Annotated in this window: 16 protein-coding genes; 12 read left to right on the top strand and 4 right to left on the bottom strand. The window is 62.2% G+C overall.

Annotation, left to right across the window (positions count from 1 at the left end):
* Positions 1–38: 38 nt before the first annotated feature.
* The 9 genes from mdcA to madM all read left to right on the top strand — a co-directional run bounded on the left by mdcA (position 39) and on the right by madM (position 7,281).
* The gene (gene mdcA, locus ACWKV5_RS24800; protein WP_483843396.1) at positions 39–1,709 is read left to right on the top strand and encodes a malonate decarboxylase subunit alpha; all 1,671 of its coding nucleotides are present in this window, start codon (positions 39–41) and stop codon (positions 1,707–1,709) included.
* A complete protein-coding gene (locus ACWKV5_RS24805) occupies positions 1,709–2,566 on the top strand; it encodes a triphosphoribosyl-dephospho-CoA synthase (protein WP_483843397.1) in 858 nt (285 codons plus the stop codon). Before mdcA ends, ACWKV5_RS24805 begins: the two co-directional genes overlap by 1 nt.
* Positions 2,566–2,865: a malonate decarboxylase subunit delta gene (locus ACWKV5_RS24810; protein ID WP_140671129.1), complete on the top strand. Its 300-nt coding sequence runs from the start codon at positions 2,566–2,568 to the stop codon at positions 2,863–2,865. The genes ACWKV5_RS24805 and ACWKV5_RS24810 overlap by 1 nt, the downstream gene beginning before the upstream one ends.
* Complete coding sequence (locus ACWKV5_RS24815) at positions 2,858–3,712, top strand: biotin-independent malonate decarboxylase subunit beta (RefSeq protein ID WP_483843398.1); 855 nt, start codon at positions 2,858–2,860, stop codon at positions 3,710–3,712. Before ACWKV5_RS24810 ends, ACWKV5_RS24815 begins: the two co-directional genes overlap by 8 nt.
* Positions 3,709–4,512: a biotin-independent malonate decarboxylase subunit gamma gene (mdcE, locus tag ACWKV5_RS24820; RefSeq protein ID WP_483843399.1), complete on the top strand. Its 804-nt coding sequence runs from the start codon at positions 3,709–3,711 to the stop codon at positions 4,510–4,512. Before ACWKV5_RS24815 ends, mdcE begins: the two co-directional genes overlap by 4 nt.
* Entirely contained in the window at positions 4,506–5,126 is a 621-nt protein-coding gene (locus ACWKV5_RS24825; protein ID WP_483843400.1) for a malonate decarboxylase holo-ACP synthase, read from the top strand. Before mdcE ends, ACWKV5_RS24825 begins: the two co-directional genes overlap by 7 nt.
* Positions 5,123–6,034 carry a malonate decarboxylase subunit epsilon gene (gene mdcH, locus ACWKV5_RS24830; RefSeq protein ID WP_483843401.1) on the top strand — a complete coding sequence of 304 codons (912 nt, stop codon included), beginning with the start codon at positions 5,123–5,125 and terminating at the stop codon, positions 6,032–6,034. Before ACWKV5_RS24825 ends, mdcH begins: the two co-directional genes overlap by 4 nt.
* 64 nt (positions 6,035–6,098) lie before the next feature.
* Positions 6,099–6,515, top strand: a complete 417-nt coding sequence (madL, locus tag ACWKV5_RS24835; RefSeq protein WP_027926586.1) for a malonate transporter subunit MadL — start codon at positions 6,099–6,101, stop codon at positions 6,513–6,515.
* Between the two features lies 1 nt (position 6,516).
* A complete protein-coding gene (madM, locus tag ACWKV5_RS24840) occupies positions 6,517–7,281 on the top strand; it encodes a malonate transporter subunit MadM (protein WP_027926587.1) in 765 nt (254 codons plus the stop codon).
* A gap of 111 nt (positions 7,282–7,392) precedes the next feature.
* On the opposite strand, the gene ACWKV5_RS24845 is transcribed toward madM, so the two are convergent.
* The gene (locus ACWKV5_RS24845; protein WP_483843402.1) at positions 7,393–8,307 is read right to left on the bottom strand and encodes a LysR family transcriptional regulator; all 915 of its coding nucleotides are present in this window, start codon (positions 8,305–8,307) and stop codon (positions 7,393–7,395) included.
* Between the two features lie 152 nt (positions 8,308–8,459).
* Here ACWKV5_RS24845 and trhA point away from each other — a divergent pair, with 152 nt between their 5' ends.
* Entirely contained in the window at positions 8,460–9,077 is a 618-nt protein-coding gene (gene trhA, locus ACWKV5_RS24850; RefSeq protein WP_483843403.1) for a PAQR family membrane homeostasis protein TrhA, read from the top strand.
* Positions 9,078–9,114: 37 nt separating this feature from the next.
* On the opposite strand, the gene ACWKV5_RS24855 is transcribed toward trhA, so the two are convergent.
* Positions 9,115–10,032 (bottom strand): LysR family transcriptional regulator, encoded by a 918-nt coding sequence (locus tag ACWKV5_RS24855; protein WP_483843404.1) that lies wholly within the window; start codon positions 10,030–10,032, stop codon positions 9,115–9,117.
* 109 nt (positions 10,033–10,141) lie between these two features.
* Here ACWKV5_RS24855 and ACWKV5_RS24860 point away from each other — a divergent pair, with 109 nt between their 5' ends.
* Positions 10,142–11,389, top strand: coding sequence for a D-amino acid dehydrogenase (locus tag ACWKV5_RS24860; RefSeq protein ID WP_483843405.1), 1,248 nt, complete (start codon positions 10,142–10,144; stop codon positions 11,387–11,389).
* Between the two features lie 37 nt (positions 11,390–11,426).
* Positions 11,427–12,329: a transporter substrate-binding domain-containing protein gene (locus ACWKV5_RS24865; protein WP_483843406.1), complete on the top strand. Its 903-nt coding sequence runs from the start codon at positions 11,427–11,429 to the stop codon at positions 12,327–12,329.
* 104 nt (positions 12,330–12,433) lie between these two features.
* On the opposite strand, the gene ACWKV5_RS24870 is transcribed toward ACWKV5_RS24865, so the two are convergent.
* Both ACWKV5_RS24870 and ACWKV5_RS24875 read right to left on the bottom strand, forming a co-directional pair.
* Positions 12,434–13,153: a 16S rRNA (uracil(1498)-N(3))-methyltransferase gene (locus tag ACWKV5_RS24870; RefSeq protein ID WP_483843407.1), complete on the bottom strand. Its 720-nt coding sequence runs from the start codon at positions 13,151–13,153 to the stop codon at positions 12,434–12,436.
* Positions 13,154–13,296: 143 nt separating this feature from the next.
* Positions 13,297–14,703 carry an adenosylmethionine--8-amino-7-oxononanoate transaminase gene (locus ACWKV5_RS24875; protein WP_123434700.1) on the bottom strand — a complete coding sequence of 469 codons (1,407 nt, stop codon included), beginning with the start codon at positions 14,701–14,703 and terminating at the stop codon, positions 13,297–13,299.
* Between the last annotated feature and the right edge of the window lie 104 nt (positions 14,704–14,807).

Genomic DNA, 14,807 nt, shown 5'->3' on the forward strand with positions numbered 1-14,807 from the left:
CTAAGGTGACTCCACGACAGCGAACCCGTGGAGTGGTCATGACAACAACAATATCCCCCGACTCGCGATGGACGCGGCGGCGCAGCGAAAAGCAGCGGCGTCTGGCGTTGGTCAAGGATCTTGCCGACGGTGTGGTGCTGCCCACCGACAACATCGTCGCGGCGCTGGAAGCCTTGATCCTGCCCGGCGACCGCGTGGTGCTGGAGGGCAACAACCAGAAGCAGGCGGATTTCCTCTCCCGCTCCCTGGTCAAGGCTGATCCCGCCAAGCTCCATGACTTGCATATGATCATGCCCAGCGTCGGCCGTGCCGAGCATCTGGACCTGTTCGAACGCGGCATCGCCCGCAAGCTCGACTTTTCCTTCGCCGGTACGCAAAGCCTGCGCATCAGCCAGTTGCTGGAAGATGGCTTGCTGGAAATCGGCGCGATCCACACTTACATCGAGCTCTATGCGCGGCTGGTGGTCGACCTGATTCCCAACGTCGTGCTCTCGGCCGGTTTCATGGCCGACCGCGCCGGCAACATCTACACCGGCGCCAGCACCGAAGACACTCCGGCACTGATCGAACCCGCCGCATTCAGCGACGGCATCGTCATCGTTCAGGTCAACCAGTTGGTCGACGATGTCAGCGACTTGCCGCGTGTCGACATCCCCGCCTCGTGGGTCGACTTCGTAGTGGTGGCCGACAAACCGTTCTACATCGAACCACTGTTCACCCGCGACCCACGGCACATCAAGCCTGTACACATCTTGATGGCGATGATGGCGATCCGCGGCATCTACGAAAAACACAACGTTCAGTCGCTGAACCACGGCATCGGTTTCAACACCGCCGCCATCGAGTTGATCCTGCCGACCTACGGCGAATCCCTCGGCCTCAAAGGCAAGATCTGCCGCAACTGGACGCTCAATCCGCACCCGACCCTGATCCCGGCGATTGAAAGCGGCTGGGTCGAAAGTGTGCATTGCTTCGGCACCGAACTCGGCATGGAAAACTACATCGCCGCGCGGCCGGATGTGTTCTTCACCGGGCGTGACGGCTCGCTGCGTTCCAATCGGATGTTCAGCCAACTGGCCGGGCAATACGCGGTGGACCTGTTCATCGGCGCCACGCTGCAAGTCGACGGCGACGGTCATTCCTCCACCGTGACCCGCGGACGCCTCGCCGGTTTTGGCGGTGCGCCAAACATGGGCCACGACCCGCGCGGTCGTCGGCACGGCACGCCGGCCTGGCTCGACATGCGTCACACCGACGGGCCAGAACCGCTGCTCGAACGCGGTAAAAAACTAGTGGTGCAAATGGTCGAGACCTTCCAGGAGGGCGGCAAACCGACCTTCGTCGAAACCCTCGACGCCATCGACGTGGCGAAGAAAAGCGGCATGCCGCTGGCGCCGATCATGATTTACGGCGATGACGTCACCCACCTGCTGACCGAAGAAGGCATCGCGTATCTATACAAGGCGCGCTCGCTGGAAGAACGCCAGGCGATGATCGCCGCCGTCGCCGGGGTGACCGCCATCGGCCTGCGCCACAACCCCAAAGACACCGCACGCATGCGCCGCGAAGGCTTGATTGCCTTGCCCGAAGACCTCGGCATCCGCCGCACCGACGCCACCCGCGAACTGCTCGCCGCGAAAAGCGTGGCGGATCTGGTCGAGTGGTCCGGTGGCCTCTACAACCCGCCCGCCAAGTTCAGGAGCTGGTAATGCACGCACTCAACCTGCAACCTAAAACTCTGACCCTGGCGGAACGGCTCGCCGATTTGGCGGTGGATGCGCTGATCGACGAAGCAGACCTGTCGCCGAAACCGGCGCTGGTCGACCGTCGTGGCAACGGCGCGCACACCGATTTGCACCTGGGGTTGATGCACGCCTCGGCGTTGTCACTCTGGTCTGCGTTCAAGGAGATGGCCGAAGCCGCTATCGAATGTGGCGAAATCGGTTTGCCGCTGCGCGAAGCGGTGGGACGGATTGGCCGGGAAGGGGAGCACGCGATGCTCGCCACCACGGGTGGGGTGAATACCCATCGCGGGGCGATCTGGGCCGTGGGCCTGTTGGTCACTGCTGCCGCGCTGGACAGCTCGGACACCCAGCCCGGTGCCGTCACTTTGCGCGCCGCACGCCTGGCTTTACTCGATGATCGCTACGCACCACGTCCTTTAAGCCACGGCGCACAAGTCGCCCAGCGTTACGGCGCCCGCGGTGCCCGTGAAGAAGCGCAGCTCGGTTTTCCTTCGGTGGTGCAACGGGCATTGCCGCAACTCAAGCACAGCCGCACCGCCGGTCACGGTGAACAGAACGCCCGGCTCGATGCCTTGCTGGCGATCATGACCCGACTGGCTGACACCTGCGTGCTCTACCGCGCCGGTGAACAAGGCCTGCACACCATGCAACTCGGCGCCCAGGCTGTGCTCGATGCGGGCGGCAGCGCCAGCCTTGCCGGCCGCCGCCGTTTGCATGAGCTGGATGAACAATTAATCGCGTTGAATGCCTCGCCCGGTGGTGCTGCCGACCTGCTCGCCGCCTGCCTGTTTATCGACCGCCTCGAGTCCGGAGCTTTCTGATGGAAACCTTATCCTTTGAATTCCCTGCGGGCCAACCGCCACGCGGTCGCACGCTGGTGGGCTGTGTCGGCTCGGGCGATCTGGAAGTGCTGATCGAGCCGGGTCAGGCCGGCAAGCTGACCATCAACGTGCAGACTTCGGTCAACGGCGCGCAGCAGCGCTGGCAGCATCTGTTCGCGCGGATGTTCGACGGTCAGACGCCGCCGGCGATGGACATCGCCATCCATGACTTCGGTGCGACACCGGGCGTGGTGCGCTTGCGTCTGGAACAAGGTTTTGAGGAGATCGGTCATGACTGATCTCCTGCAGTCATCCCTGCAAAGACGCAGCTTCATCGAACTCGGTGCCCGGCAACGGGCAAAGGCCTTGCTCGACCCCGGCACCTTCCGCGAGTTGCTCGACCCGTTTCAACGCGTCATGTCGCCGTGGCTGGAGCGCCAGGGCGTGGTGCCGCAAGCCGATGACGGCGTGGTGATCGCCAAGGGCAGCATCGGTGGTTTGCCGGTGGTGATCGCCGCCATCGAAGGCGCCTTCCAGGGCGGCAGTCTTGGTGAAGTCGGCGGGGCGAAGATGGCGGGCGCGCTGGAACTGGCCGCCGAAGACAACCGTAACGGCATTCCGACCCGCGCCGTACTGCTGCTGGAAACCGGCGGCGTGCGCTTGCAGGAAGCCAACCTCGGGTTGGCGGCGATTGCCGATATTCATGCGGCGATTGTCGACCTGCGCCAATACCAACCGGTGATTGGTGTGGTGGCCGGTAGCGTCGGCTGCTTTGGCGGTATGTCGATTGCCGCCGGGTTGTGCAGCTATTTGCTGGTGACCCAGGAAGCGCGTCTGGGTCTGAACGGTCCGCAAGTCATCGAACAGGAAGCCGGGCTTGAGGAATACGACTCCCGCGACCGGCCGTTCATCTGGAGCCTGACCGGGGGTGAACAGCGTTTCGCCAGCGGTCTGGTGGATCGCTATGCCGCCGACGATGTGGCGCAGATTCAGCAACACGTCAGTGAATTGCTGCAGCAGGGGTTGCCGGCGCAACAACGCAGTCGTCAGGCCGATCTGTACCTGCAACGGCTGGCCCGCCTGGACGCCGCGCCGCAAATCGAACCGGCGACGGTTCGCGATCTGTATCAAGGAGCGCGCTCATGAGCACCTATTCGCTGAGAGGTTTGAACTGGTTCAACGCCTTGAGCACCGGGGCGAAAGCGGTCGAAGGTTTACCGGCTTCATTGAAAGTGGCCGATGGCGTGCTGGGTGATCAGCCTGTCCGGTTTATCGCGGTGGTGTCGGATCCGGACAACCGTTTTGTCCGTGCGCGTAACGGTGAAGTCGGTTTGCTGGAAGGGTGGGGCTTGGCGAAAGCGTTGGATGAAGTGATCGCCGCTGATGTGGATAAACCGCACAAGCGCGCCGTGATCGCCATCGTCGATGTGCCGAGCCAGGCCTATGGCCGACGCGAAGAAGCCCTCGGCATTCATCAGGCATTGGCCGGTGCGGCAGACAGTTATGCCCGTGCTCGTTTGGCAGGCCACGCAGTGATTGGTTTGCTGGTGGGCAAGGCGATGTCCGGCGCGTTTCTGGCCCATGGGTATCAGGCTAATCGGCTGATCGCCCTGCGTGATCCTGGGGTGATGGTGCATGCGATGGGCAAGGCTTCGGCGGCGCGAGTGACCTTGCGCAGCGTCGAAGAACTTGAAGCGCTGGCCGCCAGCGTGCCGCCGATGGCCTATGACATCGACAGCTACGCCAGCCTCGGTTTGCTGTGGGAAACCCTGTCGGTGGAACGGATTGAACAGCCGACGGCCGCCGATCTGGCGCGGGTGACGGAATGCCTGAACCAGGCGATTGGCGATGTGGCTGCCAGCGGTCGCGATCTGAGCAGCCGTTTGGGCGCAAGCAACCGTGCCGCTTCGAGCAAGGTTCGCCAACTGCTGAGAGCGCAGTGGTGAACACGCCTCTGGCCCACGATCTGCTCTGGGGCATGACCCCGGAGCAGTTGCCTGCGGATGCGCCTGCGTGGGTGACCGAGTCCCTGAGCGCGGGCCAGCCCGTGGTGGTTCGGCGTGCGCTGAGCGCGGCGGGTCTGGTCGCGGTCGGCGTGCGTGGGCGCTTGCGTGAACAACGTTTTGCGACGCTGATGCCGGTCGATGCCATTCAACGTCGGGTCAAACCGGAAGACCTTTGCCAGGTCTCGATTGATCGGGATTTTCCGGCCGTGCGCGCCCTCAATCATCTGCGGCCGATACTCGATGACTGTGGTTGGGTGTGGGGTGTCAGCGGCAGTGCCGGGTTTGAATTGGCCAGCGGGTTTGCGGCGTTGCACGAGGGCAGCGATCTCGACTTGATCCTGCGCACGCCACAAGCGCTGGGCCGTTCTCAAGCGCAGGATCTGGTGAAGATTCTGGAGGCTGCCGAGTGTTTGGTGGACATGCAATTGCAGACACCATTCGGCGCTGTGGCCCTGCGCGAATGGGCCGGTTCGGCTCGTCGGGTGTTGCTGAAAAATGCCAGCGAAGCCTGTCTGGTGCTTGATCCATGGAACCCACAGGAGCAAGCCGCGTGAGCAGTTTGCTGGTGTTCCCGGGCCAAGGCGCGCAGCAGCCGGGCATGCTCCAGCGTTTGCCTCGCGAAACGCTGAACGAGGCGAGTGACGTGTTGGGTGAAGACGTTTTGCTGCTCGATTTTGCGCAGGCGCTGAAGTCGACACGGGCAGTGCAGCTTTGCCTGTTGATCGCCGGAGTCGCAGCTTCTCGTCAATTGGCCATGGCGCCGGATTATGTGGCCGGATTGTCCATCGGCGCTTACCCGGCAGCAGTGGTGGCCGGTGCCTTGAGCTTTGGCGATGCGCTGCATCTGGTCAGCCTGCGCGGTGAGTTGATGCAGCAGGCTTATCCACAGGGCTACGGCATGACTGCGATCATCGGTCTGGAATTATCCACAGTCGAAAGTTTGCTGGCGCAGGTTCACAGCGTCGACACGCCGGTTTACCTGGCCAACATCAACGCCGATAACCAGGTGGTGATTGCCGGCAGCGACGATGCCATGAAAGCGGTGGCGACGTTGGCGAAAGGTCACGGCGCAGGACTGGCCAAACGACTGGCGGTGAGCGTGCCTTCGCATTGCCCGCTACTGGATGCACCGGCAAAAATTCTGGCCGAAGCTTTCGCCAAGGTGTCACTGAAAACGCCGACCTTGGGTTACCTGAGCGGCAGTCGCGCCCGGCCCATAATCAACGCCGACGCCTTGCGCGATGACCTCGCGTTCAACATGTGCCGTGTCGTTGACTGGCGCGGCACGGTGCAAAGCGCTTATGAGCGCGGCGTAAGACTTCAGATTGAACTGCCGCCCGGTGCGGTGTTGACCGGGCTGGCGCGCCGGGTATTCGAGCAGGGCACCGTGATCGCTTTCGACGGTGCGCGGCTCGACACCTTGCAGGCGCTGTTGCGTGAGGAGGGAAGCCGCCAACTCTAGACCCGAACTCAGGCCTTCGAACAACAAAAACAACATTCGACGATGCACTTTGAGGACTACAACAATGATTATTTACGGTGTGGCGCTGTTGGCGATCTGTACGCTGGCAGGGGTGATCATGGGTGACGCGCTGGGCGTGTTGCTGGGCGTCAAATCCAACGTCGGCGGGGTCGGGATCGCGATGATCCTGCTGATTTGCGCGCGGTTGTGGATGCAGAAGCGCGGGGGCATGACCAAGGATTGCGAGATGGGCGTCGGCTTCTGGGGCGCCATGTACATTCCGGTAGTGGTCGCGATGGCCGCGCAACAGAACGTCGTCACCGCGCTGCACGGCGGCCCGGTGGCAGTGCTCGCGGCGATTGGTTCAGTAGTGATCTGCGGCTGCACGATTGCCTTGATCAGCCGGACCCACAAAGGCGAACCCTTGCCCGATGAACCGGTGGAAGTCACCCCGGTCGGCACACCCGTAGGAGGTCGCTGATATGTGGGAACTCATTGATAAAGGCTTGACCGCTAATGGCCTGGTCACCGCGTTCGCGTTTGTTGGCGTGATCATGTGGGTGTCGGTGGTGTTGTCCAAACGCCTCACCTACGGGCGGATTCACGGCTCGGCGATTGCCATCGTCATCGGCCTGGTACTGGCTTGGGTCGGCGGCACCATGACCGGCGGGCAAAAAGGCCTGGCGGACCTGACGTTGTTCTCGGGCATTGGTCTGATGGGCGGCGCGATGCTGCGCGACTTTGCCATCGTTGCCACGGCATTCGAAGTGCAAGCCACGGAAGCGAAAAAGGCCGGGCTGATTGGTGTGATCGCGTTGTTGCTGGGCACGATCCTGCCGTTCATTGTTGGCGCGAGCATGGCCTGGGCGTTTGGTTATCGCGATGCGATCAGCATGACCACGATTGGTGCGGGCGCGGTGACGTACATCGTCGGACCGGTGACCGGGGCGGCGATTGGTGCGAGTTCCGATGTGGTGGCGCTGTCGATAGCCACCGGGTTGATCAAGGCGATTCTGGTGATGGTCGGCACGCCGATGGCGGCGCGCTGGATGGGCCTGGATAACCCGCGGTCAGCGATGGTGTTTGGCGGGTTGGCCGGGACGGTCAGCGGCGTGACAGCCGGACTGGCGGCGACGGATCGGCGGCTGGTGCCTTATGGCGCGTTGACGGCGACGTTCCACACCGGGCTTGGGTGCTTGCTGGGGCCTTCGCTGCTGTACTTCATTGTTCGCGGGATTGTCGGCTAAATTGAAGCATCGCTTCTGAATGTACCGACGCCTTCGCGAGCAGGCTCGCTCCCACAGGGAAATGCATTCCAATGTGGGAGCGAGCCTGCTCGCGAAGGGCGCGACACGGTTTCAGACTTGGCGATTGGCATACATCCGGCACTCCGCCAACAGCGCCAGCAAGTTCGGATCGCGCTCCTTGGCCTTCAAGAACACCACGCCAATGTGCTGCTGCAACCGATACTTTTCCTGCAACGGAATCAGCTTCACCCGGTTCTCATACACCGCCGCAATCCGCCCCGGCAGCAACGCATAACCCACCCCTGAACTGACCATGCTCAGCAGGGTGAAGATGTCGTTGACCTGCATCGCCACTTTCGGTTCGAACCCCGCCTGCTTGAACACCCGATTACCGTCCTGGTGCGTGGCGAAGCCCTGGGTCAGGGTAATGAACGTCTCGTCGCGCACTTCGGCCAGGTCGACCTCGGCGCGTTGGGCAAACTTCGAATCCGCTGGCGTTGCGAGAAAGATGTCGTCGGAAAACAGCGGGATCTGCTCGCAGTCCGGGTCGTTGACGCTCTCGTCCAGCGACACCAGGATCGCGTCGACTTCCATGTTCTTGAGCTTGTACAACAGGTCGAAATTGGAACCGAGGATCAGGTCGATGTTGAGTTCGCTACGGCGGATCTTCAGGCCCATGATCAGCTGCGGCACGGTCTTCACCGTCAGTGAATAAAGCGAGCCAAGTTTGAAGCGTTCCGCAGAAAAACCGGCGGCTTCGCGGGTCAGGCGCACGGTTTCGACCACGTCCTGAATCAGCTTCTGCGCGCGTTCTTCGAGTACGTAAGCGCTCTCCAGCGGTGTCAGGTTGCGGCCTTCATGTTTGAACAACGGGCAGCGCAGGGCACTTTCCAGCGAGTGGATGGCGCGATGCACGCTGACATTGCTGGTCTGCAACTCGGCGGCGGCACGGGCCAGGTTGCCGGTGCGCATGAAGGCCAGGAACACCTCGAGTTTTTTCAGGGTCAATTCTTCATCGATCAGCATGGCCCGGACTCTTATTCGAATGGCTCGATTGTGCACGCATGCGTCCTTTTGTAGCAGCTGTCGAGTGAAACGAGGCTGCGTTTTTTTCGAGATCAAAAGGTCACTGAGGTAGTCTTGCGCGATGTTGCAACGAATGTTGAGGTGAGCGACGCATGTATCACGGGGAACGATTGAACGCCTGGACGCATTTGGTCGGGGCAGTGGCGGCAACGGTCGGGGTGGTGTGGATGCTGGTGATCGCCAGCATGGACGGCAGCCCGTGGAAGATCGTCAGCGTGGCGATTTACGGTTTCACCTTGTTGGTGTTGTACAGCGCCTCGACCGTTTACCACAGCGTGCGCGGGCGCAAGAAAGCGATCATGCAGAAGGTGGATCACTTTTCGATCTATTTGCTGATTGCCGGCAGTTACACGCCGTTCTGCCTGGTGACCCTGCGCGGACCGTGGGGCTGGACGCTGTTCGGGATTGTCTGGGGGCTGGCGCTGATCGGCATCCTGCAAGAGATCAAGCCGCGCTCGGAAGCACGGATTCTGTCGATCGTGATTTACGCGGTAATGGGCTGGATCGTGCTGGTGGCGGTCAAGCCGTTGCTGGCGGCGTTGGGCGCGGCGGGGTTTGCGTGGCTGGCGGCGGGCGGGATTTTGTACACCGTGGGGATTATCTTTTTTGCCCTCGATCATCGACTGCGCCATGCCCACGGGATCTGGCATTTGTTCGTGATTGCCGGGAGCCTGCTGCACTTTGTGGCGATTTTCTTCTACGTCCTCTAACCCCCCGCAATCCCCCCTGTAGGAGTGAGCTTCCACATTAGTCCTGCGTAGAGATCAAGCGATCCAGTTGTTCCTGGGCGCGGCGGCTGAATACCTGCAACAAGTCATTCAACGTGTGGGGCGGCGGTTCAGTGGCGCGGGTTACCGCGTACAGAGTAATGGGCAGCGGCGGCGTCAACGGGCGAATCGCCGTCGCGGTGGGGGAGGCGCCGAGTGCGGTGAACGGGTCGATCACCGCCAACCCTGCGCCAGACTCCACCATCGCCCGGGCCAGTGAATAGGTCTGCACCGCGATGCGCACCCGGGGCGGCGGCTCCACCGCTTCGAGGTAACTGTCGAGCCGGGCCGCCAACGGGTCGGCGCTGGACAAACCAATCAGCGGGGCATCCGCCAGCGCCATCAACGGCAACGGTGTGCCGGCCTCTGCCGCCGACCAATATCCCGCGGGCGCCAGCGCCACCAGCACGCCGGACGCCAGCGCCTGGGCCTTGAGCCCCGGATGATCCGGTCGTTGCAGGGTCAGAGCGACGTCCACTTCACGCATCAGCAGGTTCTGCATCAGTTCGCGGCTATGGGCGCTGGACAGTTCGCAGGCGATGTCCGGGTAGCGCTCGGTCCACTCGTGGATGGCCGGCGGCAGCAATGACAGGGCCAGCGCCGGAGTGGCGCCAATGCGCAGGCTATGGCCGGGCTCGCGGCGCAAGCTCTGGGCCAGGCGCCGCACGCCTTGCAGGCTTTCGGTGACCTTATCGACTTCACGCTCCAACTCCAGCGCTTCCGGCGTTACCTGCAATTTGCCGCGCACCCGCAGGAACAACGGAAAACCCAGTTGCTGCTCGGCGTGCTGCAACACCTTGGTCACCGCCGGCTGCGAGACGTGCAGCAATTGCGCGGCGGCACTGATCGAACCGGTCTGGCGAATGGCCTGGAATATCTCGATATGACGAAGACGCATGGCAAGTCCATAACCTTTGTTTATGGGTTCGGCATCTTTATTCATTGTTCGCCGCCTGTCACCTGGCTCTAACCTCGGCCTCGCCTTCACAACGGTTTTAGGGACGGACATGGTTCAGCGTGTGTGCATCATCGGCGGTGGCGTGATTGGCCTGGCAACGGCGTATGCGCTGGTGCGCGACGGCTTCGAGGTGACGGTGGTCGAGGCCCGGGATTCGCTGGGCAGCGAAACCAGCTTCGCCAACGGCGGCCAGTTGTCCTATCGCTACGTGGCGCCACTGGCGGACGCCGGCGTGCCGTTGCAGGCGATTGGCTGGATGTTGCGCGGCGACTCGCCGTTGAAACTGCGCCCACGGTTCGATCCGGTGCAATGGCGCTGGATGGCATCGTTCCTCGCCGCGTGCCGCCGCTCGGTCAACCGTGAGAACGCCGCGCATTTGCTGCGCCTGGCGCTGTTCAGCCAGGGCACGCTGAAAACCTGGCGCGAAGACGATGGGCTGAGCGATTTCCAATGGCGGCGCAACGGCAAACTGGTGACCTTCCGCAACCCCGTCAGCTTCGGCAAAGCGCGCCAAGGCCTGGCCGATCCGCAGCAACAGCAGGTGTTATCTGCCGCCGAGTGCGCGCAGCTGGAGCCGGCGCTGGCCGATGCACCTTTTGTCGGCGCGATCTATACGCCGGACGAAGAGGTCGGCGATTGCCATGGCTTTTGCCAGCAACTGGTGGCGCGACTGAAGGCGTCCGGCCGTTGCGAATTTCACCTCGGGCACGCGGTGACCGGGATTCAACACAGCAATGGTGCGGTCAGCGCCATTGAGTTGGGCGCCAAGGTGTTGCCGGTCGAGCAACTGGTGATCGCCGCCGGCCATCGCAGTCCGTTGCTGGCACTGCCCGGCCTGCGACTGCCGCTCTATCCCCTGAAGGGCTACAGCCTGACGCTGCCGATTGGTGCCGAACACCGGGCGCCCGACCTGAGCATCACCGACTACGACCGCAAGATCGTGTATGCGCGCATCGGTGACCAATTGCGCGTGGCAGCGATGGTCGACATTGTCGGCTTCGACTCGGCTGTCGATCCTGAACGCTTGAGCCTGATCAAGCGCCAGGCCCGCGACACGTTGCCGAATGCCGGCGATTACGATGCCGCGGTGGAGTGGGCCGGCATGCGCCCGGCGACCCCCAGCGGCGTGCCACTTTTGGGCGCCACGGCTTACCGCAATCTGTGGCTGAACCTCGGTCATGGCGCGCTGGGATTTACCCTGGCCTGTGGCAGCGGCCAGTTGCTCAGCGAGCTGATCAGTCAGCGCCAGACGTCCATCGACCTGCTGGGTTTCAGCCACCCGGCCGCCCGCATCTGAATCCATCAGCACCCAACACCCACAACGGAGAATAACAATGCAAAAAATCACGTTGCTCGGCTGCACCCTCGGGCTGTTACTGGGCAGTCAGGTTCAAGCCAATGAAGCGCCGCTGACCGGCACGCTGGACAAGGTTGCCACTGCCAAGAGCATCACGCTGGGTTACCGCGATGCGTCGGTGCCGTTCTCCTATGTGGGCGATCACACGGGTCAGCCGATGGGTTATTCAGTGGATCTGGCGAGCAAGATTGTCGAGCGTATCCGCCAGCAATTGAAGCTGCCTGAGCTGAAAGTGAAATACACCCTGGTGACCTCGCAGACGCGGATTCCACTGGTGCAGAACGGCACCGTCGACCTCGAATGCGGCTCCACGGGCGTGACCGCCGAACGACAGAAGCAAGTAGCGTTTTCCTACGGCTTCATCTACGTCAAAGGTCAGTTGCTGACGGCCAGGGACAGCGGGATCAAGAGTTTCGCCGACCTGCGCGGCAAGAATGTGGTGACCACCGCCGGCACCACCAACGAACGCTTTCTGAAGAGCTACAACGTCGACAACAAGATCGATATGTTCGTGATCAGCGCCAAGGACCACGGCGAAGCGTTCCAGATGCTGCAGTCCGGTCGGGCGGCGGCGTTCTACATGGACGACGCACTGCTCTACGGCGAACGCGCGAAGGCGCATGATCCGCATAAATGGGTGGTGGTCGGGGAGGAGCAATCGCGGGAAATCTACAGCTGCATGGTGCGCAAGGATGATCCGCAATTCCTTGCCCTGGTGAATGGTGCGTTGGCTGATTTGTACAGCTCGGGCGAGATCAACGGCATCTACCAGCGCTGGTTTGAACAGCCGATCCCGCCGAAGGGGTTGAACCTTGAGTTCCCGATGACCAGCGAACTCAAGGCAATCATCGCCCACCCGGTGAGCGATCCGGTTCAGTAGCAGCCGGATCGGCCGCTAGATTGGGTCGCGGCCATTCGCGAGCAGGCTCGCTCCCACATTGAAATGCATTCCCCTGTGGGAGCGAGCCTGCTCGCGAAAGGGCCCTAGAAGTCACCCCATAATTGCTGGGCAACCGCCAAAGCCACCACCGGCGCAGTTTCTGTGCGCAACACCCGAGGCCCAAGGCGGGCGGCGTGGAAGCCGCTGGCTTTGGCCTGCTCGACTTCAGCATCGGACAACCCGCCTTCCGGGCCAATCAGAAACGCCAGCGTCGCAGGTTTGGCGTGACTGACCAACGGCTCAGCCACCGGGTGCAGCACCAGCTTCAACTCGGCTTCAGTCTGCTTCAACCAATCCGCCAGCAGCAGCGGCGGATGAATCACCGGCACCCGTGAACGCCCGCACTGCTCGCAGGCGCTGATCGCCACCTGGCGCCAGTGCATCAGGCGTTTGTCGGCGCGTTCGTCCTTGAGGCGGACTTCGCAGCGGTCGCTGAAGATCGGGGTGATTTCGGTAACGCCCAGTTCGGTGGCTTTCTGAATCGCCCAGTCCATGCGCTCGCCACGGGACAGGCCCTGGCCGAGATGGATTGCCAACGGCGACTCGACTTGCCCGGCGAAGGACTCATCGATCTGCACCACAACGCGCTTCTTGCCGACCTCCACCAGCGTGGCGCGAAACTCGTGGCCCGAACCGTCGAACAGCTGCAACGCATCGCCCTCGGCCATGCGCAGCACGCGGCTGATGTAATGGGCCTGGGCCTCGGGCAACTCGTGCTCGCCGGTGCTCAGGGGGGCGTCGATAAAGAAGCGGGACAGTCTCATCTTGGGGTCTCTGTAATTCAGGTGTAGTTCATGGCGACGCCTTCGCGAGCAGGCTCGCTCCCACAGGGAACTCGGTTAACTGTGGGAGCGAGCCTGCTCGCGAAGGCGTCGGCCCTGACACCACAAAAGCTCAAAAAAATAAATCAGCCCGGATCGCGGAAGCCGGGGTGGAAGTCCTTCGGCACCGCCACGCTGACGCTGTTGCGCGTCGCGATGTCGATCCCTTCGCTGGCCACTTCGGCCAGAAAGTCGATCTGCTCCGGCGTGATCACGTACGGCGGCAGGAAATACACCACGCTGCCCAACGGACGAAGTAAAGCACCGCGTTCCAGTGCGTGCTGGAACACCTTCAAGCCGCGACGTTCCTGCCACGGATAGGCTTCTTTTGTAGCCTTGTCCTTGACCATCTCGATGGCCAGCACCATGCCGGTCTGGCGCACTTCCGAAACGTTCGGATGATCAGCCAGGTGCGCAGTAGAGGAAGCCATGCGCTGGGCCAGGGCCTTGTTGTTCTCGATGACGTTGTCTTCTTCGAAGATATCCAGCGTCGCCAGTGCCGCCGCGCAGGCCAGCGGATTGCCGGTGTAGCTGTGCGAATGCAGGAAGGCGCGCAGGGTCGGGTAATCGTCGTAGAAGGCGCTGTAGACGTCTTCGGTCGTCACGCAGGCCGCCAGCGGCAGGTAACCGCCGGTCAGGGCCTTGGACAGGCAGAGGAAGTCCGGGCGGATGCCGGCCTGTTCACAGGCGAACATCGTGCCGGTGCGGCCGAAACCGACGGCGATTTCGTCGTGGATCAGGTGCACGCCATAGCGGTCGCAGGCTTCGCGCAGCAGTTTGAGGTACACCGGGTGGTACATGCGCATGCCGCCAGCGCCCTGGATCAGCGGCTCGACGATCACCGCCGCGACAGTGTCATGATTTTCCGCCAGGGTCTGTTCCATGGCTGCAAACATGTTGCGCGAATGTTCTTCCCAGCTCATGCCATCCGGGCGCAGGTAGCAATCCGGGCTCGGCACCTTGATGGTGTCCAGTAGCAGGGCCTTGTAGGTTTCGGTGAACAGCGGCACGTCGCCGACCGACATCGCCGCCATGGTTTCGCCGTGGTAGCTGTTGGTCAGGGTGACAAAGCGCTTCTTGTTCGGCTGGCCGCGGTTGAGCCAGTAGTGAAAGCTCATTTTCAACGCGACTTCGATGCAGGACGAACCGTTATCGGCGTAGAAGCACCGGGTCAGGCCTTCCGGGGTCATCTTCACCAGGCGCTCGGACAACTCGATCACCGGCTGGTGGCTGAAACCGGCGAGGATCACGTGCTCCAGCTGATCGACCTGATCCTTGATGCGCTGGTTGATGCGCGGGTTGGCGTGGCCAAACACGTTGACCCACCAGGAGCTGACAGCGTCGAGGTAGCGCTTGCCTTCGAAGTCTTCCAGCCAAACGCCTTCACCGCGCTTGATCGGGATCAGCGGCAGTTGTTCGTGATCTTTCATCTGGGTGCAGGGATGCCACAACACCTTGAGATCGCGTTCCATCCACTGTTTATTCAGGCCCATTTTCTGTCTCCTCGAGGCTACCCGTGACGTAGGCGGGTAAACAATCGCGCAAGCCTATGCAATGCGTCGCGCCGGGACAACCCATTGTGACGATTGAGCTACTT

The organism is Pseudomonas oplopanacis (assembly GCF_057128725.1).